The sequence below is a fragment of the Klebsiella ornithinolytica genome (assembly GCF_030505655.1).
Classification (GTDB): Bacteria; Pseudomonadota; Gammaproteobacteria; order Enterobacterales; family Enterobacteriaceae; genus Klebsiella; species Klebsiella ornithinolytica.
On sequence record NZ_CP130153.1, the window covers coordinates 261,118 to 284,042 of the forward strand.

The following is a 22,925-nucleotide window of genomic DNA, read 5'->3' on the forward strand; positions in this document are numbered from 1 at the left end:
TCACTCCAGCCGCCGGTTCGCGTATACTCGTCAAACTTCGCCCGTCTTTGTTCATTCTGGCCGTCTTTCCCTCGGTGGCGCTACGCTTACCGGGGAGAGAGACCCATGCTGTCGCCTGGCTCCGGTAAGGGGGCAGCGGCAATCCGGGAAAATAACCCGCAGACGTCACGTCACCCCTTGCGGACGTGGGCGAAGGATTTAAGTATATAATCAGCCTGAAAACGACCGGTTTTGATGGAATGAAACCGGGTAGGTGTTAAGTATCAGTGGAGAACCCAGTTGCGCGTCAGCCGCTCACTTACAATTAAACAGATGGCGATGGTCGCGGGCGTGTCCATGGCGTTTGTATTGGTATTTTGTTCTATTTTGCTGTTTCACTTTGTGCAACAGAGTCGCTTCATTACGGCCACGCAATTAGAAAGTATCGCTCGTTCCGTTCGCGAACCCCTGTCGGCGGCTATCCTGAAAGCGGATATCCCCGAGGCGGAAGCCATTCTGGGGCGTATCCAGCCTGCTGGTATTGTCAGCCGGGCGGATGTGGTGTTGCCCAATCAATTTCAGGCGCTGCGGATGCGGTTTATCCCGGAGCGTCCGGTACCGGTGATGGTGACCCGCGTTTTCGAACTCCCGGTACAGATCTCCCTGCCGATTTACTCCCTGGAGAGGCCAGCCAACCCGCAGCCGATAGCCTATCTGGTGCTGCAGGCCGACTCCTGGCAGACCTACAAATTCGTCATGAGCGTACTTTCTACGTTAGTGACTGCTTACTTCTTGCTGGTGCTTATTCTGACGGTGGCTATCACATGGTGTATCAACCGTCTGATCGTCCGTCCGCTGCGTAAGCTGGCTCGTGAGCTCAATGATGTTGCGCCGCAGGACCGGCTCGGGCACCAGCTGACGCTGCCGCGTCTGCACCATGATGATGAAATCGGCCTGCTGGTGCGCAGCTATAACCGAAACCAGCAGACCCTGCTGCGTCAGCACGATGAGCTGACCTTACAGTCCACCCGCTTCCCGGTATCCGAGCTGCCGAATAAGGCCTTTTTGATGGCCCTGCTGGAGCAGACCGTCGCCCGGCCGCAAAGCTCAGCTTTGCTGGTTATCGCCTGCGAAACATTGCAGGACACCGCGGGAGTACTGAAAGAGACCCAGCGCGAGATCCTGCTGCTGACGCTGGTGGAGAAGCTGCGGGGGATCATCCCGCCGCGGATGGTGCTGGCTCAGATTAGCGGCTATGACTTCGCCATTCTGGCCCACGGAATGAGCGAGCCGTGGCACGCGGTGACATTAAGTAAGCAAGTGCTCACTGTCATAAATGAACGGCTGCCGCTGCAGGGTATTCAACTGCGCCCCTGCGCCAGCGTGGGTATTGCGATGTTTAACGGCGAACTGAGCGCGGAACAGCTCTATCGTCGGGCATTTTCTGCCGCCATCGCCGCGCGGCATAAAGGTAAAAACCAGATTGAATTCTTCGATCCGGCCCAGATGGAAAAAGCCCAGCGTCGGCTGATGGAAGAACACGACATCCTTACCGCGCTGGATAATCATCAGTTCGCTATCTGGCTCCAGCCACAGGTTGATGCCGCCAGCGGTGAGGTCTGCGGAGCGGAAGTGCTGCTGCGACAACGCCAGCCCGACGGAAGCTGGTCGCTCCCTACGGATCTGATTGAACGCATTGAAGCCTGTGGGCTGATGGTGCCGGTGGGTTACTGGGTGATGGAAGAAGCCTGCCGCCAGCTGGCCGCATGGCAAAGCCTGGGCATCATGTTGCCGCTGTCGGTGAACGTTTCGCTGCTGCAGCTACTGCACCACGATCGCGGTACCGAGATGCTGACATTACTGGATCGCTATCGCATCGCGCCTGGGACGCTGGTGCTGGAGATTACGGAAAGCCGTCATCTGGACGACCCGCAGACGGTGGTGTCGCTGCTGCGTCCGCTGCGTGAGGCGGGCGTGCGGATTGCGCTGGATGATTTCGGGATGGGCTACGCCGGGCTGCGTCAGCTCCAGCATATGAAATCGCTGCCGGTCGATATCCTGAAAATCGATAAAGCCTTTATCGATATGTTGCCCGAGGATACCAGCATGGTTCCGGCGATTATCCAGCTGGCACGCGGCCTTAATCTGCGCATCGTGGCGGAAGGAGTTGAAAAAGAAGCGCAGTATCACTGGTTGCAGGCGGCCGGTGTGGATGTTGTTCAGGGGTTCCTGTTTGGTTGCGCTTTGTCGCAGGAGGCCTTTATGACGCAGTTCTTGCGCGGCAAGAATGAAGGGGGTGCAAGCTTGTAACGCGGGTGGTGAACTTGTGCGTGTCAGCTCAAAGTTTTTAACAATTCCGTTGCATTTTTGCGGTTAGTTATTTCTGAAATGTTTCCCTGGTGTTACTTTTAAGCCACAGACAGCCTATACCCCTTCAAGGTCTGTGGTTTTACCCAAAGGACACCCTATGAAAACCTCTCTCTTCAAAAGCCTCTATGTGCAGGTTTTGTCGGCCATTGCGATCGGTATTCTGCTGGGCCATTTCTACCCGGAACTGGGCGCGCAGATGAAACCTCTCGGCGATGCCTTCGTTAAACTGATAAAAATGGTTATCGCGCCGGTTATTTTCTGTACGGTTGTGACCGGCATTGCCGGGATGGAAAGTATGAAAGCCGTCGGCCGTACCGGTGCGGTGGCGCTACTCTATTTCGAAGTGGTCAGTACCGCTGCGCTGATTATCGGCCTGATTATTGTTAACGTGGTGCAACCCGGCGCCGGAATGAACGTCGACCCGGCGACCCTGGATGCCCATGCGGTAGCGGTCTACGCCGAGCAGGCGAAAGAACAGGGCATTGTCGCCTTCCTGCTGGATATTATCCCCGGCAGCGTCATCGGCGCCTTTGCCAGCGGCAATATCCTTCAGGTACTGATGTTTGCCGTGCTGTTTGGCTTTGCGCTGCATCGTCTCGGGAGCAAAGGCCAGCTCATTTTTAACGTCATCGAAAGTTTCTCGCAGGTGATCTTCGGCATCATCAATATGATTATGCGCCTTGCGCCAATCGGTGCTTTCGGGGCCATGGCCTTCACCATCGGGAAATACGGTGTCGGCACCCTGGTGCAACTGGGCCAGCTGATCGTCTGTTTCTATATCACCTGTATCCTGTTCGTGGTGGTGGTACTGGGTTCGATTGCCCGCGTGACCGGGTTTAGCATTTTCAAGTTCATCCGCTACATCCGTGAAGAGCTGCTGATTGTCCTTGGGACCTCTTCGTCCGAATCGGCGCTGCCGCGTATGCTGGACAAGATGGAGAAGCTGGGCTGTCGTAAATCGGTCGTGGGGCTGGTGATTCCAACCGGCTACTCTTTTAACCTCGACGGGACCTCGATCTATCTGACGATGGCGGCGGTGTTTATTGCCCAGGCGACGAACAGCCATATGGATATTTTCCACCAGATTACCCTGCTGGTCGTGCTGTTGCTCTCCTCAAAAGGAGCGGCGGGGGTGACCGGGAGCGGCTTTATCGTTCTGGCGGCAACGATTTCTGCGGTCGGGCATTTACCGGTCGCCGGTCTGGCGCTAATCCTCGGGATTGACCGCTTTATGTCTGAAGCACGCGCGTTGACCAACCTGGTGGGCAACGGTGTGGCGACTATCGTGGTGGCAAAATGGGTGAAAGAACTGGACAGCAAGCAGCTGGATGATGTCCTGAATAATCGCGAGCCGACCAACAAATCGCACGAATTATCCTCTTAAATCCTTCTGTTAGGCCCGTTGTCCTTGCTGGACTCCGGGCTCCTGCGCATAATTAGGTATCATTCCCCGCCGCAGGGGAATGATACGAAATGATTATTTTACGTCTCCGTGCGACATTTTCATCTCCGCGTGGTCTAACCGACGTACTTCGTTCACCATATTTTTTGGCAGCCCGTGCGCGGGTTGCTTTTGTAACCAGGAATGTTCATCAGGGGTTCACATGCAGGGCACAAAAATTCGACTGTTAACGGGTGGTTTGCTGATGATGGCAGCAGCCGGTTATGTGCAAGCAGAAGCGCTCCAGCCGGACCCGGCCTGGCAACAGGGGACTCTCGCTAATGGACTTCAGTGGCAGGTTTTAGCCACGCCGCAGCGCCCTAGCGATCGTATTGAAGTCCGTCTGTTCGTAAATATTGGCTCGCTGAGCGAAAGCACTCAGCAGAGCGGCTTTAGCCACTTTATTCCTCGTCTGGCGCTGACGCAGAGCGGCAGTCTGCCGACAATGCAGGCGCGTTCGCTATGGCAGCAAAGCATTGACCCCAATCGTCCGATGCCGCCCGCGCTTGTCTCGTATAACTACACCATGTTTAATCTCAGCCTGCCGAATAACCGCAACGATCTGCTGAAAGAGGCGTTGAGCTGGCTGTCGGATGCCAGCGGAAAGCTGGTCGTGACGCCAGAGTCGGTGAATCATGCCCTGCAGGGAGATGACATGGTGGCGACCTGGCCGCTGGACACGAAAGATGGCTGGTGGCGCTATCGCCTGAAAGGTTCCACGATGCTGGGACATGATCCAGGCGCCCCGCTGAAAAAACCGGTCGATATTGCCCAGCTGAAGGCGTTCTATCAGAAATGGTATACCCCGGATGCCATGACGCTGATCGTGGTGGGGAACGTCGATAGCCGCAGCGTGGCGGAGCAGATCAACAAGACCTTTGGCGAGCTGAAGGGCAAACGCGAAACGCCGGCGGCGGTGCCGACGCTGGCGCCGCTCCCGACGACACCGGTGAGCATCATGACCAGGACGGTGCGTCAGGATAAGCTGTCGATCATGTGGGATTCCCCGTGGCAGCCGATTCGCGACTCGGTGGCTCTGCAGCGCTACTGGCGTGACGATCTGGCGCGTGAAGCGCTGTTCTGGCATGTGCAACAGAGCCTGAGCAGGAGCAACGCGAAAGACGTTAACCTCGGCTTTGACTGCCGGGTGCTGTATCAGCGTGCTCAGTGCGCCATTAATATTGAATCACCGGGCAACAAACTCAACGCAAACCTGACCGCCGTCTCCCGCGAACTGGCGAAGGTACGCGATAACGGCTTGCCGGAAGAAGAGTTTGATGCGCTGATTGCGCAGAAAAATCTGGAGCTGCAAAAGCTGTTCGCCACCTACGCGCGCACCGATACCGATATTCTGATTAGCCAGCGTATCCGTTCGTTGCAAAACCAGGTGGTGGACATCGCGCCGGAGCAGTATCAGAAGCTGCGTCAGGAGTTTCTGGACTCTCTGACCGTGGATATGCTGAACCAGTATCTGCGCCAGCAGCTGTCGCAGGATATGGCGCTGGTACTGCAGCAACCGCAGGGTGAGCCGGAATACAATATGAAGGATCTGAAGGCGACATGGGAAAGGCTGATGATGCCAGCCCCGGCTGCGGCAACCAGCGGCGGCGCGGCTGACGTGCATAACGATGCCTCGGATATCCCCTCAGCGCAGTAATGCAGCCACAGCCCGGGAGTTCCCGGGCTGAAGCGTAACGCTCTTTCCGGGATTACTGCGGCATCGCGTCGCGCGGGATAATCGCCCCACGATACTGAATGACCGTGCTGGCCGTCAGGTGGCCGCGTCTGGCGGCAGACTCCGCATCACCGCCGGTCAGACGCACCGCCAGATAGCCGGCGCTAAACGAATCGCCTGCCGCGGTGGTATCCACTACGCACTCTTTTGCCAGTTTCACGGCCGGTACGTCCAGCAGCGGCTGGCCGGCGATCGCCACCAGGCATGAATCCGCGCCGCGCTTCACCACCACCTCTTGCACGCCTGCGGCATGAGTACGGGCAATCACTTCATCGACCGGCTTTTCACCCCACAGCGCATCTTCGTCATCCAGCGTCAGGAAGGCGATATCGGTGCAGGCCAGCATTTGTTGATAGACCTCGCGAGTCTCTTCCTGGCTGCCCCACAGGCGCGGGCGGTAGTTATTATCAAAAATGACCTTCCCGCCGTTAGCGCGGCATTCGCGCAGCAGCGTCAGCAGCTTGTCGCGGCTGGTCGGGCTGAGGATGGCCAGGCTGATTCCGCTGAGATAGAGATAGTCAAAGGTGGCCAGCTCTTCGCAGATTGCGGCTGCCTGCCCGCTCTCCAGCCAGAATTTTGCCGCCGCCTCGTTACGCCAGTAATAAAAGGTGCGCTCGCCGGTATCGTCGGTTTCGATGTAGTACAGCCCGGGTAAGCGGTCGGCCATACGCTGAATCAGGTTGGTGTGGACATTCTCCTGCTGCCAGGCGTCCAGCATCTGCTGACTGAATCCATCCGTACCGAGCGCGGTAACGTAGTGGACGGCAAGTGCGCTGGCATCGGTCTGGCGCGCAATATAGACGGAAGTGTTTAAGGTATCGCCGCCAAATCCGCGGTTTACCGCCGCGTTTTTCTCTGACAGCTCAATCATACATTCGCCAATGACGGCAATTTTTTTAGACATAATCATGACCTGAGATGGAATCGAATGCGCGCCAGTGTGCGCCGCGCCGTTTTTATGGTCAATTATATTAAAACAATGTTCCATTATTTTTTTGACCTGACGCGTGGAATGTGACGAAAAGCGCATTTGTCAGAGAAAGATGTGCTTTTCAACTATATTCAGGACTGACGAGACGCAAAAGGAGCGGAGAGGGGATGACCAGAACCCGTAAAACGATTGCCATTATCTCGGGAACGATACTCGTAGCGATCGTTCTGTTTTTCATCGTGCTGGCGACCTTTGACTGGAATCGCCTGAAACCGACGATCAACCAGAAGGTCTCAGCCGAGCTGAATCGTCCGTTTGCGATTCGCGGCGACCTCGGCGTTGTCTGGGAGCGCCAGCCTGGCGAGCGCGGCTGGCGGCGCTGGATCCCCTGGCCGCACGTCCATGCCGAAGATATTGTTCTCGGCAACCCGCCGGCGATCCCTCAGGTCACTATGGTGCATCTGCCGCGAGTTGAAGCCACCCTGGCGCCGCTGGCGCTGCTTGCCAGAACCGTTTATCTGCCGTGGATTAAGCTGGAACAGCCCGATGCCCGCCTGATTCGGCTGTCGGAAAAAAATAATAACTGGACCTTTACGCTGGCCTCCGACGCCGCGTCTACCGAGCACTCCGCCTCTTCCGGCTGGTCTTTCCGCCTGGATAATATTCTGTTCGATCGCGGACGGATCGCCATTGATGACAAGGTGACGCGCGCGGATATCACGATCCTGGTCGATCCCCTCGGCAAGCCGCTGCCCTTCAGCGAGGTGAGCGGCGAGAAGGGCAAAGAGGGGGCGGAAAAAGCCGGAGACTATATTTTTGGTCTGCAGGCGAAGGGGACCTATAACGGGCAGCCGCTGCAGGGCAGCGGTAAAATCGGCGGCATGCTGGCGCTGCGCAGCGAGGGGGAGCCGTTCCCGCTGCAGGGGGACTTTCGCTCCGGAAATACCCGGGTCGCCTTTAGCGGCACGGTCAGCGATCCCCTCAATCTCGGGGGCGTGGATCTGCGCCTGAAGTTCTCCGGGGCGTCGCTGCGGGACCTGTACGACCTGACCGGCGTCGTGCTCCCGGATACGCCGGCCTTCTCGACCGACGGTCATCTGCGGGCCACTTTTCAGGATCCGCAAGGCGCACGTTTCGCCTATCGTGATTTTAACGGGCGGATTGGCGAGAGTGATATCCACGGTTCCTTGACCTACAGCACCGGCAAACCGCGGCCGAAGCTGGAGGGCGATGTTGCTTCACGACAGCTACGGCTGGCGGATCTCGGCCCGCTCATTGGCGTGAATGCGAGCACAAAAGCCGCCGGAGGCGAGCAACGTAAAGGCACGGCCTCAGCGCAGCCTGCCGGGAAAGTGCTGCCCTACGATCGCTTTGACACCGATAAATGGCAGCTGATGGACGCCGATGTGCGCTTTAAAGGCGGGCGAATTGAGCACGGCGGCAGCTTGCCGATTAGCGACCTTTCTACCCATGTGATCCTGCAACGAGGTGACCTGCGTCTGCAGCCGCTGCGCTTTGGTCTGGCGAACGGCACCATTGCCGGCAGCCTCCATCTGCAGGGCAATAAGAAACCGCTGCAGGGGGAAGCCAACCTGCAGGCGCGGCGTCTGAAGCTGAAGGCCCTGATGCCGAAAGTCGAGATGATGCAGAAGACGCTCGGGGAGATGAATGGCGACGTACAGCTACGCGGGAGCGGTAATTCGGTGGCGGCGCTGTTGGGCAACAGCAACGGGAATCTCAAGCTGCTGATGAACGACGGTCTGATTAGCCGCAACCTGATGGAAATCCTCGGCCTGAACGTGGGTAACTACGTTATCGGGCAGATATTTGGTGATGATGAGGTCCGGGTGAACTGCGCGGCGGCAAACATCAATGTAACTAACGGCGTGGCGCGGCCGCAGATTTTTGCCTTTGATACCGAAAATGCGCTGATTAACGTGACCGGTACCGCCAGCTTTGCTTCGGAACAGCTCGATCTGACCATTGATCCGGAGAGTAAGGGGCTGCGTATTATTACCCTACGTTCTCCGCTGTACGTGCGCGGGACCTTTCAATCGCCGAATGCCGGGGTGAAGGCGGGGCCGTTGATTGCGCGCGGCGCGGTAGCGGCGGCGCTGGCGACATTAGTCACGCCGGCGGCGGCCCTGCTGGCGCTGGTATCGCCTGCGGAAGGGGATGCCAATCAGTGCCGGGCGATTTTATCGCAGATGAAAAAGTAAGCGGACGGAGGACGCGTGCCCGGCGCGGCGCGCCGGGCAGTAAGGGATTACAGCGACTGATGGCGCGTTTCGTGGGTCAACAGCAGCGCAATCAGCGTCAGCCCGGCCATGGCCGCGAGGTAGAGGCCGACCGCCATCAGACCATAGTTGCCCTGTAGCCAGGCGGCAATATACGGTGCGACGGAGGCGCCGAGAATCGACGAAACGTTATACGAGAACGAGGCGCCGGTGTAGCGAACTTCCGTCGGAAACAGCTCCGGCAGCAGCGCCCCCATCGGGCCGAAGGTCAGCCCCATCAGGCTCAGGCCCAACAGCAGGAAGGCAAAGACGAGCACCGGCTGACCGGAGCCCAGCAGTGGTTTGAAAGCAAACAGCGCGAAGAGGATGATCATCGAGGTAATCACGATCATGCTCTTACGACGACCAAACGCGTCGGCCAGCAGGCCCGCCACCGGCACCATCACGCCGAAGCCAATCACCGCCATCATCAGCATCCACAGCACTTCGTTCCGCGGCAGGCCGAGACCCACCGGCGCGGCGCCGGTACTGAACGTCATGGAGTAGACGGTCATGATATAGAACAGGGTATAGGTCGCCAGCATGATAAAGGTGCCCAGAACGGTGACGCGCACATGCCTGGTCAGCAGAGTTCCCAGCGGAATTTTAACCTGTTTCTTCGCGGCGGCGATTTTGGCGAACACCGGCGTCTCGTGCAGCGACACACGCACATACAGCCCGATAATCACCAGCACAGCGGAGAAGATAAACGGTACGCGCCAGCCCCATGCCATAAACTGCTGGTCGGTCAGCAGCCAGGAGAGCAGCAGGAAGGTGCCGTTGGCGAAGAAGAAGCCGATAGGCGCACCGAGCTGCGGGAAAGAGCCGTACAGCGCGCGTTTGCGCGGAGGGGCGTTTTCAGTCGCCAGCAGCGCCGCACCGCCCCATTCGCCGCCCAGTCCCAGACCCTGGCCGAAGCGCGCCAGCGCCAGCAGCATCGGTGCAAGAATACCAATGCTCTCGTAGCCGGGCAGCAGGCCGATAACCACCGTGGAGATCCCCATGGTCAGCAGCGAAGCGACCAGCGTGACCTTACGGCCAACGCGATCGCCGAAGTGGCCAAATAGCGCAGAGCCAATCGGACGGGCGATAAAGGCAATGGCAAACGTCGCCAGCGACTGTAGCGTAGCTGCGGCCGGGTCACCTTGCGGGAAGAAAATATGCGGGAAGACGATCACCGCGGCGGTGGCATAGATATAAAAGTCGAAGAACTCAATGGCGGTGCCGATGAGGGAGGCGACGACGACTTTATTGCGCGAGTTAACCGGAGCGGTTTCCTGCGGCTTGTCGAGTGTGGTGGCTGTGGCTTGCATAGATCTTTCTTATTTTTTAGCGAACGAAAGGTCATATAGCCACAGCAAAAGGGACATTTCAATCTGTAACAGAGGGCGCTGTCGGTGAAAAAATGGCCAAAAAGCGGATAATTTGTGTGCCGGAAAAATAACTTCTATGAAATGCTTCACATAAATAAAACAATAGTAGATAAAACCAGTTTTGAGTTAAATAAAAGTTACACGTTGGATTTATCTGCTGAAATGATGATTCGGGCTGAATTTTGTACCTCTCTTCAGCCCGAAACGGCGTCAATCGTGGGCTTTGCCCGGCATCCGACGGTCATCTTTGTAGTCGGCCGTGGCGATCCACGCCGCACAGAACAGCGTCAGGCGGGCGAAGAAATAGAAGAAGGCCATCAGGCCTAATACGGAGCCAAAGGCGGCGCCGGAAGGCGATTTCACCAGCGCGGGCAGCGTCCAGGTCATGATCATTTTTATGATTTCAAAACCGATAGCCGCAATCAGGGTGCCGCGAATCAGCGCCTTGCGCCGCGGGCGGTGGCGCGGCAGACGCCAGAAGATCCAGAAAAACAGCAAATAGTTGGCGAAGATGGAGATAGCAAGGCCGATCAGCCGCCAGGCCGGTTTTAACCACTCAATATTATCGAGATAGAGCGCGGAGATGATCATCTGCTGCGCGGAACCGGCGACGGAGGTTATCGATAACGTCACCACCAGCGCCACCAGCAGGCCGATCAACGAGATAAAATCGCGGAAGTATTTCATCCAGATCTTTTCCTGGTCCTGCGGCGCTCGCTCCCAGACGTCGCGCGACTGGGCGCGAATCGCCTCCCGCAGGTTGCCCATCCAGTTAATACCGGAATAGAGCGCGACCAGCAGACCGACCAGGCCAACGGCGGTGCGTTGCTGGATGGCGGTATTAATGGTGTTTTTCAGCGTGGCGGCCAGCGTGGGGTCGCTGACATTCAGCAGGATTTTATCGAAAATATCCTGCAGCAGCGTCGGGTGCCAGGCCAGCACAAAACCGGCGGCGGCGAAGGAGACCATCAGAATCGGGATCATCGACAGAAATGAGAAGTAGGTGATGGCGGCGCCGAACTGGTTTCCCATTCTGTCGTTAAAACGTTCGGTTGCGCGCAGCAGGTGCGCAATAATCGGGTTTCTCTGAACTTTTTCTGCTGTTCCGGTGACGGTTTTTAACGCCTGATTCGCCTTCTGCGCCACGGCAGAGTCGTTGATGGCGGCCAGCGGGCTTTTACTTTTTTCCGGCGGCTGGCCCGGATCCTGGGTCGGGCGTTTCGCGTCGTTTTCCGATGTCATGAGTGATTTCTTCCTTTATTTACAGCGAGATTCTTCAAAATTATATACGTAAAATCCTTCATCGACCTGTGAAGCGTCCGCACGACAACCTGGGACCCGGCGGATAAAGGGCGGCGTCGCCTAATCGACGTACTCTTTCATCACGCTCCCCAGCCACTCCATAAACAGATGTACCCGGCGGGAAAGGTTGCGTCGGTGCGGATAGATTAACGATACCGGCAGCGGTTCCGCGCGATACTGCGGCAGGATGTCAATCAGCTCGCCGGTGCGCAGCGCTTCGCGGACGCCGGTACGTGGAACCTGGATAATCCCCAGTCCGGCCAGGCAGGCGGCCTGATAAGTTTCCGTACTGTTGACGGTAAGCGTGCCGCCGGTTTTCACCCACTGGACGACGCCATCGCTCATCACCTCAAACCCCAACGGGCGGGCGCCGGGGGCGCTGGCATAGTGGATCAGGGCATGACCGGCCAGATCGTCGAGCGTGGTCGGGTAGCCGAAGCGTGATAAATACTGCGGGCTGGCACAGTTAATTTGCGTCAGCTTACCCAGCGGACGGGCGATCAGGCCGGAGTCTTTCAGCGTGCCGACGCGCACCACGCAGTCAAATCCCTCGCGAATCACATCCACCAGCCGGTCGCTACTGCTCAGCTCCAGTTCAATCCCCGGGTACTGCTGTAAAAAAGCCGGCAGGCGCGGAATGATCAGTTTCCTGGCCAGCCCGACCGGCATATCCACCCGCAGGCGGCCGCTGATGGTGGCCGGATCGTGCTGAAACATGCCGTCCAGCTCATCGAGATTGCTGAGCAGATCTCTGGCGCGTTCGTAATAGACCATCCCGTCCTGGGTGAGCTGAACCCGGCGCGTGGTGCGGTGCAGCAGGCGCACCCCCAGATGGTTTTCCAGCGCCTGAATCTGGCGCGAGACGCTCCCTTTAGGCAGGCTTAAGGTTTCGGCGGCGCGGGAAAAACTCTCCAGCTCAGCGACGCGGATGAACAGCTGCATTGCGTGAATTTTATCCATACCGAAACCCTATTGTTGTTAATACTGGAACAGTAAAACGTAATTTAGCGCATTTATTGTTTCGCTGGCAGCTAATAAGCTCTTTCACCAGACAAACGCAACTGAGAAGGGGTTTTCTGATGACACAACGTATCGCTTTAGTGACCGGCGGCAGCCGTGGACTGGGAAAAAATGCAGCGCTGAAGCTGGCAGAGAAGGGAACCGATATTATTCTCACCTGGCATAGCAACCCGCAGGCTGCCCAGGACGTCGTGGATGAAATTGAGCAAAAAGGGGTGAAAGCCGCGGCATTGGCATTGAACGTCGGTGATACGGCGAGCTTTGACACTTTCGCTCAGAATGTGGCTCAGCTGCTGCAACAGCGCTGGCAGCGCGATACCTTTGATTATTTATTAAACAATGCCGGGATCGGTTTAAACGTCCCCTTTGCAGAGACCAGCGAAGCACAATTTGATGAGCTGATGAATATCCAGTTTAAAGGACCGTTCTTCCTGACCCAGCGCCTGCTGCCGCTGCTGGCGGATAAGGGACGTATCCTCAACGTGTCGAGCGGGCTGGCCCGCTTCGCGCTGCCGGGCTATGCCGCCTATGCGGCGATGAAAGGGGCGATGGAGGTGCTGACGCGCTACCAGGCCAAGGAGCTGGGAGGGCGCGGGATTTCCGTTAATATTATCGCGCCAGGAGCGATAGAAACCGATTTTGGTGGTGGGGTGGTACGGGATAATGCTCAGGTTAATCAGCATATTGCGGCGCAAACGGCGCTGGGTCGGGTAGGGCTGCCAGATGACATCGGCGATGCGATCGCGGCATTGTTGAGCGATGACCTTAGATGGATGAACGCGCAGCGCGTGGAAGTTTCCGGCGGCATGTTCCTGTAATCGTAATCGCCTCTCCGTCTGCGGAGAGGCGCCGCGTTCAGCTTATATCTTCAGCGTGTGATAATCGCGACGCAGCAGGCCAAACAGCCAGTCATTATGCCAGCGTCCGTTCAGCCAGTAGCATTCGCGCAGCTCACCCTCCTGCAGGAAACCGGTTTTCTGCAGCAGATTTCGCGAGGCTATATTTCCGGCGGTGACCGTGGCGGTCAGCCGACGTACGCCTCCGGCGCTGAAGGCAAAATCACAGAGCGCACGCAGGGACTCATAACCATAGCCGCGCCCCTGCGCGGCCGGGGTAAATAAAAAGCCCACTTCGGCGCAGCCGCCTTCATGGTGCAGGTAGCCGGTCAGACCCAGCGGTATGCGGGTTTCCCTGTCGCGCACGACCAGGCACAGCCACTGTTTTGCCCCTGGCGACCACGGTGAAATACGCGAATCGAAGGCCTCGCGTATTTCAGACAGCGGACGTGAATCGGCTATATAAAGCATCACCTGCGGATCTCTCTGCAGAGCGAGAAAAAAAGACCAGTCCTCCTGCTTCAGCTGTGAACAGTGCAGCCGTGGCGTAAGCAATTCGGTCATGAAAACAATTCCTGCGGAATGAGATGCTATGACCATAGCAGGACATGAATTGTCGGAACAGCACCTGGTTATAAGGGTTCGCCGTACAGCCCTATCAGCCGGCGCACCACGCCGTTGGTCCAGCCGAAGCCATCCTGTAACGGGTATTCACCGCCACCGCCTTCGTGGGCAACACCGCCGGCGATGTGGTACTTCTCAATCAGCTTATGGTGCTGCTTGTAGAAATGGTTCACCGTTTGCAGCCAGCTGTGGGCAATTTCGTCGCCGAGCGGGTCCTGGCCGTACAGTTTAAAGCCCTGGATCGCCATCCACTGTAGCGGCGCCCAGCCGTTGGGCTTATCCCATTGTTCGCCGCTGTCATATTCGGTGGCCATGATGCCGCCGGGGGTCAGCAGACGAGCGCGTACCGCATCGGCGAGCCGTTCTGCCTGTTGGTGCGTGGCCATGCCGACATACAGCGCTACGATGCTGGCGGCGGAGAAGAGCGCCTGCTGTTCGCGTCGCCAGTCGTAATCACGAAAACAACCGCCCTCTTCATCCCATAAATAGCGGTTTACCGCTGACCGGCGATCGCTGGCCTTCTGGCGAAAAGCCGCTTCCGTTTCCCGGTCGCCTTTCAGGCCGGAAAGATTGGCGATGGTGTTTTCCAGTTTGAATAAAAAGGCGTTTAAATCGATCGGAATAAACTGGGTGGTACGGATGCTCGCCAGCCGGGTGATATCACGCAGCCAGCGGCTGGAATAGTCCCAGCCGGAGGCCGCACCGGCGCGCAGGTCCCGGTAGACTTCGTTGGCCGGGCGGCCCGAGTGTCTTGCCGTTTCCACATCTTCCCGCCACGATTCATCCCGCGGCGTATCGCGGTCGTCCCAGTAGCGATTGAGTAACGACCCGTCCGGCATACGTACCGTGTGGCGATAGGCCTGATTGGGAATTAATGAATCCGCGCCGTCCATCCAGAACTGGTACTCCAGCTTCAGATGATCGAGGTAGCGCCGCGCACCGCGCACGCCATCCTCTTCAAACAGCTCTACCATCAGGGCAAACACCGGCGGCTGCGAGCGGCTGAGATAGTAGGTGCGGTTACCGTTAGGAATATGGCCGTAGGTCTCAATCATCCACGCGAAGTTATCCGCCATACATTTCAGCAGGTCTTCGCGGCCACTTTCCGCCAGCCCCAGCATAGTAAAGTAGGAGTCCCAGTAGTAGGTTTCGCTAAAGCGCCCGCCGGGCACGATATACGACTGCGGCAGCGCCAGCAGCGATGACCAGGGAATATGATCCTGCGGCTCGCGGGTGAGAACCGGCCAGAGGTGATCGATATGCTCTTTCAGCGATCGCCGGGGATCTGACACGTAGTCGTCAGTGCGGTTGTCCGGCATCCAGAAGTGCTCTTCAACAAACTGGCGCAGGTCGAATCCAGGCTGGTGCTTCACCCGCCGATAGTGGATCAAGATATCCAGCGGGTCTTGCTTTGGCGCGCAGTCGGGGAAGGTTTTGCTGTCGGCAAAGATGCGTGATTTCTGCACATGCGTAAAGAGTTCCAGATAGCGGTCGGCGGGCGTCAGGGCATCAGAGGCCGGCAGGCCTTCGATGATCTCCGGCTCCGGTTCGGCATCGAACATTTCATCCAGTTTTAACTCATACGGATCGGCTTCATAGCACAGATCGCGCCCGATCTTCGGTTCATCGCCATTATCGTTGCGTAGTGTCTGGCTGGACATAGTGATACGGACCTCCGGTTCGCGTCAGTTCAGGGCGCCGGGCCTCTCCCGGCCTGACTATTAAGCTTAGTCATTCGCTTCGGTGTCCGGAAGAAAACTGTGCGTCAGGTCACGATTTTTAGCGATGTACTGACGCAGGGATGTTGTTAATTTATTGATTTTTTAAATTAAATTTCCACGAGTTGAAAACGGAAATTCGGAGCAATCGATTTGCAACAAAATCTAATTATGCCGGATAAGACCTGACCTCACTCCCACGCCGCTTCCAGCATCTCCAGCAACTGCTCGCTATCCAGCTGCACCGGATTCGCTTTCATTGATGAGGAGCTGCTGGCTGCCAGCGCCGCAGACTCCAGGGCCTCGTGCGGTACGCCCAGTTCGCGTAGATTCCCCAGTCCGGCGCCGCGGCTCCATTCGCGCAGGCTATCCCAGGCGGTCTCCGGCTCGACGTCCAGCCCGTCGGCCAGCCACTGGCGGACCTGGTCAAAGCGCCCGCGGATAGCCCTGTTGCTGATCTGCGACTCATTGAGCGCCAGGCCGTAAGGCAGCAGGCTGCCGCAGAGTGCGCCGTGGGAAGCATTGCTCAGTCCCCCCAGCGGGCCGGCAAGTCCATGAATGACGCCAAGACCGGCATTGGCCAGCGCCAGTCCGCCGCACAGGCTAACCCAGGCCATCTCATCGCGGCTGTCCGGGCACTCTTTTTCCATCAACGTGCGGAGCGCTTTGATTCCGCGCGGAATAGCAGCCAGGCAAAGTGCATCGCTAAAAGGATTGGCGCGGGTACAAAGCCAGGGCTCAATGAGCTGGGTAATCGCGTCAAGGCCGGAGCCGAGCGTTACCGCGCGCGGGGCGTTATCGGTCAGCGCCGGGTCGACGATGGCCAGGTCCGGCAGCATACGATCGTCGCGCAAGCTGACTTTTCGCTGCTGCTGCGTGACGTTAATCACCGCATTTTTCGTGACCTCAGCGCCGGTACCGGCGGTAGTCGGGATAGCGACAAACGGCAGCGGAGGCCCTTCTAATAGCCGCCCGTTGCCCACGACTTCCAGATATTCCATCACCGGACCCGAGGCCGGCACCAGCGCGGCAATCGCTTTTCCAGCGTCGATAACCGCGCCGCCGCCGAGGCTGACCACCGCCCCGATGCCGTGTTCCCGCGCCAGATGCACTCCCTGTTCGATATCTTCCAGGCAGGGCTCATGGGCAACGGATAGCGTAGTCACGTCAAGATGATGGGCGTGCAGCCCGGCGAGTAAAAAACCGGCCCGCTGCGGGCTGGCGCCGTGGACCAGCAGCACCTTCGCGGTACGCTGGGCCAGCCAGGGGGCAGCGCTCCCGGCAAGACCTCGGCCAAAACGAATATTGCCCGGAGTGAAAACAGTAAACGGAGTCAGCATGGCGGGTTCCCTGTGTCAGCAAAAAAGGCTGAAATCAACTATACACATTATCCGGCAGGCTGCCTCTTTGTCGCCGGATAGAGTAGGGTGGAAGTCACGTTCCTTTGCTTAAGGATGTCACGATGCTAAAAATACTGGGCAAACGCTCATCAATTAACGTTCGTAAAGTGCTATGGACCTGCGATGAAGTCGGTCTGACTTATCAGCAGGAGGATTACGGCAGCGGTTTCCAGCCGGTCGATACCGCCGAATTTCGCGCCCTGAACCCAAATGGCCTGGTGCCGGTGCTGCTTGATGATGATTTTGTGCTGTGGGAGTCAAACAGCATCTGTCGCTATTTGACGCGCAAAACCGGGCGTGAGGATTTGCTACCGGTTACGCCTCAGGGCGCAGCGGATGTCGAGCGCTGGATGGACTGGCAGGCCACGGAGTTTAACAATGCCTGGCGCTATGCCTTTATGGGGCTGGTGCGTAAAGACCCGCGTTTTCAGGATCCGGTGGCGATAAAGGAGAGCATTGCGGCCTGGACCCGCTGCGTGCAGATCGTGGAATCACAGCTGCAGCGCACCGGCGGATGGATCGCCGGCCCTCAGTTTACGCTGGCGGACATCGTACTGGGTCTGTCGGTACACCGCTGGAAAATGACGCCTTTTGCCCATCCGGAGCTGCCGGCGGTAGAGCGCTGGTATATGACGCTTAATCAGCGACCGGCGTTTATGCGCCATGGCAATAATGGTACCGCCTGAGGACACAGGAAAAGACGGCCAGGCTGGCATCATTGCGCCGATCATTTCAGCCTGTTCGCTTTGCAATGATCGTTGACAGTCGCTACGATCCCGGCGTCTTTAATTCCCCTCATTGGTTTCAGCACGGCAGGAAGGTATGGTTTGAACAGGCAGTTGAGCCCTGTGCTATTGGCGTCACTGCTGCTTGTAGGATGCTCCGGAACGCTCTCGCAAATGAGCGCCCCCTCTGAGGCAACCGCGCTGGTCGGGCAAAATGGCCGTGCGTTGCCCATCGATACCCTTGTCGGCCGTTATATGCAGCAGAAACAGGTCAGCGGCGTGGTGGTGGCGATCATCCAGCGTAATGGCCCGGCGGAGTTTCACTGCTACGGTGTGACCGATGCCAAAAACCGCTACCCCATCACCCCGGATACGCTCTTTGCGCTGGGTTCCCTGAGCAAAGGAACCACCGCTGAAGCGATCGCGTTACTGGTCAACGAAGGGCGGCTGCACTGGGACGACACGCTACTCACGCTGCTTCCGCCGGGGACACCGCTTAGCGACGATGCAAAGAAAATCACGCTGCTGCAACTGGTGACGCACACGTCGGGTCTGCCGCGTCAGCCGATGAACCTGCTGTCGCTTGAACATTTGCTGGTCTATCTGAGCGATGGTGAAAACTTCTATCACGAGCTCGATAGCGACAACGTGCTGGGCTACCTGAGCACCTTTGACGCGCCGCTCACCCGCGAGCCGAAATACTCCAATCTTGGCTACGCGATTCTGGGTTACCTCCTCACCTATCAGACCGGGGAGTCGATAGAAAGTCTGGCGTGGCGAAAGATTTTTCAGCCGCTGGCGATGCAAAGTACCAGCTATCGGCCGCAAACGCTGCGCGGTTTTTCCCGGCGGGCGCTCGGCCATGCGGGTGATCAGCCCAGGTTTAAACCTCGCGGCGCGCTGACTCCTGACTGGCAGTTCAGCAACAACATGGTGGGCGCGGCAAGTCTGTACAGTAACGCCCGCGACCTGATTGAATATGCCCGCGCTCATTTTTCTCCGACCCATCATGCCGCGCTGGATAAGGCTTTTGCCGACGTCAGCGTTGATTACTATCCACGGGAAAAAGAGGCGGCCAATATCGCCTGGGTGACCGATACGCTCGGCGGGCAAAGAATCACCTATCAGGTGGGCTATATCGGCGGCTATTCCAGCTATATCGGTTTTGATAAGGCTAATCAGAATGCGGTGGTGGTGCTGCAAAACAGCTTTAACTGGAGTAACTACATCGGGCAGGCGATTTTGCAAAATCAGGTCGCAAAACCGTCCTATACGGCAGGCGATGAGCGCATAAAAAAAGCCCCGTGAGAACACGGGGCTGAAGAGATTAACGCATGGTCACGAACTCTTCCGCGGCGGTCGGGTGAATCGCCACGGTATTGTCGAAGTCCTTCTTGGTTGCGCCCATTTTCAGCGCCACTGCAAATCCCTGCAGCATTTCATCCATGCCGAAGCCGATACCGTGAATGCCGACAATCTTCTCTTCCGGGCCGACGCATACCAGCTTCATGCGACACGGCTGGCGGTGCGAAGTCACGGCGGTATACATCGCGGTAAAGGACGATTTATAGACCTTCACGGCGTCATCGCCATACTGCTCTCGCGCCTGCGGCTCGGTTAAACCGACGGTGCCGATCGGCGGATGGCTGAAGACCACGGTCGGGATATTGCTGTAATCCAGATGCTCTTCCGGCTTGTTGTTGAACAGGCGTTCGGACAGGCGACGGCCCGCGGCTACCGCGACCGGCGTCAGCTCCACCGCCCCGGTGTTATCACCCACGGCATAGATCCCCGGCACGTTGGTGTTCTGGAATTTATCCACCACGATATAGCCTTTGTCGTTGGTTTTTACGCCAGCGGCTGCGAGGTTGAAATTATCGGTCTCCGGCTCACGACCAATGGCCCAGATCAGGCAATCCACGGTCTGACTCCGGCCATCTTCCAGCTGAAGCGTCAGGCTGCCGTCCGCGTTTTTCACTACCGCTTGCGGAATGGCGTGAGTGTGCAGCTGCGGCCCTTCGGTGTTCATCACTTCGACCAGGGTATCAACGATCAGCGGATCGAAGCTGCGCAGCGGCGCATGTTTACGCACGAACAGGTGCGTTTCGGCGCCGAGGCCGTTAATGACGCCAGCCAGCTCAACGGCAATATAGCCTGCGCCCACCACCGCGACGCGCTTCGGCAGGGCCGGCAGCTCGAAGAAGCCGTTAGAGTCGATGCCATACTCAACGCCCGGAATAGACGGATGGCTCGGACGGCCGCCGGTGGCGATCAGGATATGATCGGCGGTGATCGTTTCGCCATTCACTTCCACGGTTTTGGCATCCACAAAACGGGCGAAGCCTTTGATGACATCCACCTTATTTTTGCCTAACACGTTGTCATAGGAGGTGTGGATACGGTCGATATATGCGCTGCGGCTGGCTACCAGTTTGTCCCAGTCGAAGTGATTAATCGTGGTATCGAAACCGTAGTCCGGGCCATACAGATGAATCGCTTCGCGAATTTGCGCCGCATGCCACATGATTTTCTTCGGTACGCAGCCGACGTTGACGCAGGTGCCGCCCAGATCTTTAGCTTCAATCAGCGCGCACTTCTGGCCATACATTGCCGCACGGTTGATGGAGGCGATGCCGCCGCTGCCGCCGCCGATAGCGATGTAATCATAATGTTTGCTCATAGCCTGTATCCTTAGAAGACCTATCCTGGTAGGCCCTTAATCGTTGAATGACCGCGATTGTAGCGCGAGGCGTAAAAGGTTCCACCGATGGCTGTGATTACTCCGGTACGATCCAGCCGACGGTGGCATGTCCGATGCCGGTCGGCGAGAGCTTCTTATGCAGCCACGGCAGGACGTTGTTCATCTGCTGTTCCAGCTTCCACGGTGGGTTAATGACGATCATCCCGGAAGCGGTCATGCCGCGCTGATCGCTGTCCGGACGCACGGCAAGTTCAATCTGCATGATTTTGCGAATGCCGGTCGCTTCCAGATCTCTGATCATGCGCTTAATCTGCGCGCGCAGTACCACCGGATACCACAGCGCATAGGTGCCGGTGGCAAAGCGTTTGTAACCTTCGTGGATACCGGCCACGACCGCCTGGTAGTCGCTTTTAATCTCGTACGGCGGATCGATAAGAATCAGGCCGCGACGGGATACCGGCGGCAGCTTCGCTTTCAGCTGCAGGTAGCCATCGGCTTTTTCCACGCGGGCACGGGCATCTTTTTGAAATTCCGAACGCAGCAGCGGAAAATCGCTCGGGTGCAGTTCGGTCATGTGCAGGCTGTCCTGCTCGCGCAGCAGCTGGCGAGCGATCAGCGGAGAACCCGGGTAGTAGCGCAGTTGGCCGCTACGGTTGAAATGCTGGATGACGGAAATGTAGGCTTCCATCTCGGCCGGCAGGTCGTCCTGCTGCCAGATACGGGAAATGCCTTCCAGGTATTCACCCGTACGTTCGGCGTGCTCGCCGCTCAGCTGATAGCGGCCCGCGCCGGCGTGAGTGTCCAGATAGAGAAACGGTTTTTCTTTCTCTTTCAGCGATTCAATGATCAAACTCTGAACGGTGTGTTTAAGGACGTCGGCGTGGTTGCCTGCGTGAAAGCTGTGGCGATAACTGAGCATGGATGCAGAGATTCCGGGAATTAAACAAGATGACCGATAGTTTACCGCAGATCCGTACAGATTACCGCTGTAGCACCGCGCTGTTTCAATGAGGTCAAAAGCGTTGCAAAACATGACCGCGTCATAAAAACGTCAAATATCAGCGCTAGCGTCGCGTGAAGGCAAGGTAATTGTTTGAATAAAAGGAAAAATAATGAAATTGCAAATCACACTCCTGACCTCAGCGTTAATCCTGGCGCTGCCGGCTCTGGCGAAAGAGGTTCCGCTGAACCAGGCGGCGGCGATCGCCGGTAGCGTGACGCCAGCGGCGGCCAGCCAGGCGTTTGACGGTCTCGAAGGTCAGGCGCTGACGCAGCTGCGCGCTGCGCTGAAGGGCGATGCCGCCACGCTCAGCCGCGGCCAGCTCGCGCACGCAAAACAGAGTAAAACCCAGGCGGATAAGGCCTGGCTGAAGGCCAGCGGCTACGATTTTGAGGAGAAAGCGAATCAGCAGGCGGGTATCGCGCTGCTGGCCGCCTTCAGCAAGCTCCCGGATTCGGTGGTGAAGGATAACCTGGCGACGGTGACCGCGATCAACCGCGATGCAACGCAGGCTACCCGCCATCAGGCGCTGGCGGATGCGGAAGGGATTAGCTATCTCTATTTCCTCAGCGATGCGCTGGGCCCGCGGCTCGGCAAAGCCTTCCTCACGGCCTACGACAAAGGCGAGCTGGGTAAAGCCGCGGCGCTGATTAAGGCCAGTGAAGTCAGTACGGGGGCGGCGAAAAAGCATTATAACAACCCGCGACCGTTCCTGATTCAGGGCAATACCATTCATCTGGTGCCGGACGATGTGGTGATAAAGGACAACCAGCCTTACACCGCTGACGGAGGTTCCTTCCCCAGCGGACACACCAACACCGGTTACACCGATGCGCTGCTGATGGCTGAAATGATCCCGGAGCGCTTTGATGCGCTGGTGACCCGCGGCGCGCGCTACGGCTATTCCCGCATTGTGCTTGGCGTCCATTACCCGCTGGATGTGATGGGGTCGCGGATGGTGGCGCAGCGTAACGTCGCGCATTACCTCAACGACGCGAAGTATCGTGCGCTGTTCAATGAAGCGCGCGATCAGCTGCGAACGGCGCTGGAAAAAGAGTGCGCGACTTCACTGGCCGAGTGCGCGAAGCCGGCCGGAAAAGACGACCCGTACCGCGATCCGGCGATGAACGCATTTTACGCGTTCACCATGACCTACAACCTGCCGCAGCAGAAGGGGGAAAAGTCAGCGCTGACGGTGCCGGAAGGGGCAGAGGTTCTGCTGGAGACCGCGCTACCTCATCTGTCCGCCGCCCAGCGCCGGGCGCTGATGGTGAAAACCGCGCTTCCGGCGGGCTATCCGCTGTCGGGCGAGACCGCCGACCAGCAGTTCTGGCAGCGGGTGAATCTGCCGGCGGCATATCAGATGGCGCTGAAAGCACATTAATCCACCCCGTCCGGTTTGTCGGATGACCATATCCCCGGCCCACATAGCCGGGGAAAACCGGCGCCAGTCAGGCAACCACTGAGGATCTGTCTTATCAGGACTCTTGTGCT

The 22,925-nt window shown here is 57.8% G+C and carries 17 protein-coding genes; 8 read left to right on the forward strand and 9 right to left on the reverse strand.

Annotated elements, in window-relative coordinates:
• Positions 1-279 precede the first annotated feature (279 nt).
• From hmsP to Q1L34_RS01190, 3 genes are all read left to right on the forward strand, one after another.
• Positions 280-2,289: a biofilm formation regulator HmsP gene (gene hmsP / locus Q1L34_RS01180; protein WP_004868715.1), complete on the forward strand. Its 2,010-nt coding sequence runs from the start codon at positions 280-282 to the stop codon at positions 2,287-2,289.
• A 157-nt stretch (positions 2,290-2,446) separates the two neighbouring features.
• Complete coding sequence (locus tag Q1L34_RS01185) at positions 2,447-3,733, forward strand: dicarboxylate/amino acid:cation symporter (protein ID WP_004868713.1); 1,287 nt, start codon at positions 2,447-2,449, stop codon at positions 3,731-3,733.
• A gap of 220 nt (positions 3,734-3,953) precedes the next feature.
• The gene (locus tag Q1L34_RS01190; RefSeq protein WP_004868711.1) at positions 3,954-5,447 is read left to right on the forward strand and encodes a M16 family metallopeptidase; all 1,494 of its coding nucleotides are present in this window, start codon (positions 3,954-3,956) and stop codon (positions 5,445-5,447) included.
• Between the two features lie 52 nt (positions 5,448-5,499).
• Here Q1L34_RS01190 and kdgK read toward each other — a convergent pair whose 3' ends face one another.
• Positions 5,500-6,429: a 2-dehydro-3-deoxygluconokinase gene (gene kdgK / locus Q1L34_RS01195; protein ID WP_015585562.1), complete on the reverse strand. Its 930-nt coding sequence runs from the start codon at positions 6,427-6,429 to the stop codon at positions 5,500-5,502.
• A gap of 194 nt (positions 6,430-6,623) precedes the next feature.
• Here kdgK and Q1L34_RS01200 point away from each other — a divergent pair, with 194 nt between their 5' ends.
• Positions 6,624-8,675, forward strand: coding sequence for an AsmA family protein (locus Q1L34_RS01200; protein ID WP_327204336.1), 2,052 nt, complete (start codon positions 6,624-6,626; stop codon positions 8,673-8,675).
• A gap of 47 nt (positions 8,676-8,722) precedes the next feature.
• Here the strand turns inward: Q1L34_RS01200 and Q1L34_RS01205 are convergent, their stop codons facing one another.
• The 3 genes from Q1L34_RS01205 to Q1L34_RS01215 all read right to left on the reverse strand — a co-directional run bounded on the left by Q1L34_RS01205 (position 8,723) and on the right by Q1L34_RS01215 (position 12,367).
• Positions 8,723-10,045, reverse strand: a complete 1,323-nt coding sequence (locus Q1L34_RS01205; protein ID WP_004868705.1) for an MFS transporter — start codon at positions 10,043-10,045, stop codon at positions 8,723-8,725.
• A 270-nt stretch (positions 10,046-10,315) separates the two neighbouring features.
• A complete protein-coding gene (yhjD, locus tag Q1L34_RS01210) occupies positions 10,316-11,347 on the reverse strand; it encodes an inner membrane protein YhjD (protein WP_004868703.1) in 1,032 nt (343 codons plus the stop codon).
• 120 nt (positions 11,348-11,467) lie between these two features.
• On the reverse strand, positions 11,468-12,367 hold the full coding sequence (locus tag Q1L34_RS01215) for a LysR family transcriptional regulator (RefSeq protein WP_327204337.1): 900 nt from the start codon (positions 12,365-12,367) through the stop codon (positions 11,468-11,470).
• A 119-nt stretch (positions 12,368-12,486) separates the two neighbouring features.
• Here Q1L34_RS01215 and Q1L34_RS01220 point away from each other — a divergent pair, with 119 nt between their 5' ends.
• Positions 12,487-13,245 carry an SDR family NAD(P)-dependent oxidoreductase gene (locus tag Q1L34_RS01220; RefSeq protein WP_004868698.1) on the forward strand — a complete coding sequence of 253 codons (759 nt, stop codon included), beginning with the start codon at positions 12,487-12,489 and terminating at the stop codon, positions 13,243-13,245.
• 42 nt (positions 13,246-13,287) lie between these two features.
• Here the strand turns inward: Q1L34_RS01220 and Q1L34_RS01225 are convergent, their stop codons facing one another.
• From Q1L34_RS01225 to Q1L34_RS01235, 3 genes are all read right to left on the reverse strand, one after another.
• A complete protein-coding gene (locus tag Q1L34_RS01225; protein WP_004868697.1) occupies positions 13,288-13,827 on the reverse strand; it encodes a GNAT family N-acetyltransferase in 540 nt (179 codons plus the stop codon).
• A gap of 68 nt (positions 13,828-13,895) precedes the next feature.
• Complete coding sequence (locus Q1L34_RS01230; protein ID WP_004868695.1) at positions 13,896-15,548, reverse strand: alpha,alpha-trehalase; 1,653 nt, start codon at positions 15,546-15,548, stop codon at positions 13,896-13,898.
• Between the two features lie 248 nt (positions 15,549-15,796).
• Entirely contained in the window at positions 15,797-16,945 is a 1,149-nt protein-coding gene (locus tag Q1L34_RS01235; RefSeq protein ID WP_004868693.1) for an iron-containing alcohol dehydrogenase, read from the reverse strand.
• Positions 16,946-17,067: 122 nt separating this feature from the next.
• On the opposite strand from Q1L34_RS01235, the gene Q1L34_RS01240 reads away from it, so the two are divergent.
• Together Q1L34_RS01240 and Q1L34_RS01245 are read left to right on the forward strand one after the other, a co-directional pair.
• Positions 17,068-17,691, forward strand: coding sequence for a glutathione S-transferase family protein (locus Q1L34_RS01240; RefSeq protein WP_069476371.1), 624 nt, complete (start codon positions 17,068-17,070; stop codon positions 17,689-17,691).
• 213 nt (positions 17,692-17,904) lie between these two features.
• Positions 17,905-19,038 carry a serine hydrolase domain-containing protein gene (locus Q1L34_RS01245; protein ID WP_015585565.1) on the forward strand — a complete coding sequence of 378 codons (1,134 nt, stop codon included), beginning with the start codon at positions 17,905-17,907 and terminating at the stop codon, positions 19,036-19,038.
• 19 nt (positions 19,039-19,057) lie between these two features.
• Here Q1L34_RS01245 and gorA read toward each other — a convergent pair whose 3' ends face one another.
• Positions 19,058-20,410: a glutathione-disulfide reductase gene (gorA, locus tag Q1L34_RS01250; protein WP_004868688.1), complete on the reverse strand. Its 1,353-nt coding sequence runs from the start codon at positions 20,408-20,410 to the stop codon at positions 19,058-19,060.
• Between the two features lie 97 nt (positions 20,411-20,507).
• Positions 20,508-21,350 (reverse strand): 23S rRNA (adenine(2030)-N(6))-methyltransferase RlmJ, encoded by an 843-nt coding sequence (locus tag Q1L34_RS01255; protein ID WP_004868687.1) that lies wholly within the window; start codon positions 21,348-21,350, stop codon positions 20,508-20,510.
• Positions 21,351-21,543: 193 nt separating this feature from the next.
• Here Q1L34_RS01255 and Q1L34_RS01260 point away from each other — a divergent pair, with 193 nt between their 5' ends.
• Entirely contained in the window at positions 21,544-22,815 is a 1,272-nt protein-coding gene (locus Q1L34_RS01260) for an acid phosphatase (RefSeq protein WP_032718363.1), read from the forward strand.
• Positions 22,816-22,925: the final 110 nt, after the last annotated feature.

Excerpts from the sequence above, each read along its gene's own strand:
- Q1L34_RS01260 (WP_032718363.1), top strand. The coding sequence starts at position 21,544 with ATGAAATTGCAAATCACACTCCTGACCTCAGCGTTAATCCTGGCGCTG.
- Q1L34_RS01215 (WP_327204337.1), bottom strand. The coding sequence starts at position 12,367 with ATGGATAAAATTCACGCAATGCAGCTGTTCATCCGCGTCGCTGAGCTG.
- gorA (WP_004868688.1), bottom strand. The coding sequence starts at position 20,410 with ATGAGCAAACATTATGATTACATCGCTATCGGCGGCGGCAGCGGCGGC.
- Q1L34_RS01190 (WP_004868711.1), top strand. The coding sequence starts at position 3,954 with ATGCAGGGCACAAAAATTCGACTGTTAACGGGTGGTTTGCTGATGATG.
- Q1L34_RS01235 (WP_004868693.1), bottom strand. The coding sequence starts at position 16,945 with ATGCTGACTCCGTTTACTGTTTTCACTCCGGGCAATATTCGTTTTGGC.
- Q1L34_RS01220 (WP_004868698.1), top strand. The coding sequence starts at position 12,487 with ATGACACAACGTATCGCTTTAGTGACCGGCGGCAGCCGTGGACTGGGA.
- Q1L34_RS01240 (WP_069476371.1), top strand. The coding sequence starts at position 17,068 with ATGCTAAAAATACTGGGCAAACGCTCATCAATTAACGTTCGTAAAGTG.
- Q1L34_RS01255 (WP_004868687.1), bottom strand. The coding sequence starts at position 21,350 with ATGCTCAGTTATCGCCACAGCTTTCACGCAGGCAACCACGCCGACGTC.
- Q1L34_RS01245 (WP_015585565.1), top strand. The coding sequence starts at position 17,905 with ATGAGCGCCCCCTCTGAGGCAACCGCGCTGGTCGGGCAAAATGGCCGT.
- kdgK (WP_015585562.1), bottom strand. The coding sequence starts at position 6,429 with ATGTCTAAAAAAATTGCCGTCATTGGCGAATGTATGATTGAGCTGTCA.
- Q1L34_RS01225 (WP_004868697.1), bottom strand. The coding sequence starts at position 13,827 with ATGACCGAATTGCTTACGCCACGGCTGCACTGTTCACAGCTGAAGCAG.
- Q1L34_RS01200 (WP_327204336.1), top strand. The coding sequence starts at position 6,624 with ATGACCAGAACCCGTAAAACGATTGCCATTATCTCGGGAACGATACTC.
- Q1L34_RS01205 (WP_004868705.1), bottom strand. The coding sequence starts at position 10,045 with ATGCAAGCCACAGCCACCACACTCGACAAGCCGCAGGAAACCGCTCCG.
- Q1L34_RS01185 (WP_004868713.1), top strand. The coding sequence starts at position 2,447 with ATGAAAACCTCTCTCTTCAAAAGCCTCTATGTGCAGGTTTTGTCGGCC.
- yhjD (WP_004868703.1), bottom strand. The coding sequence starts at position 11,347 with ATGACATCGGAAAACGACGCGAAACGCCCGACCCAGGATCCGGGCCAG.
- Q1L34_RS01230 (WP_004868695.1), bottom strand. The coding sequence starts at position 15,548 with ATGTCCAGCCAGACACTACGCAACGATAATGGCGATGAACCGAAGATC.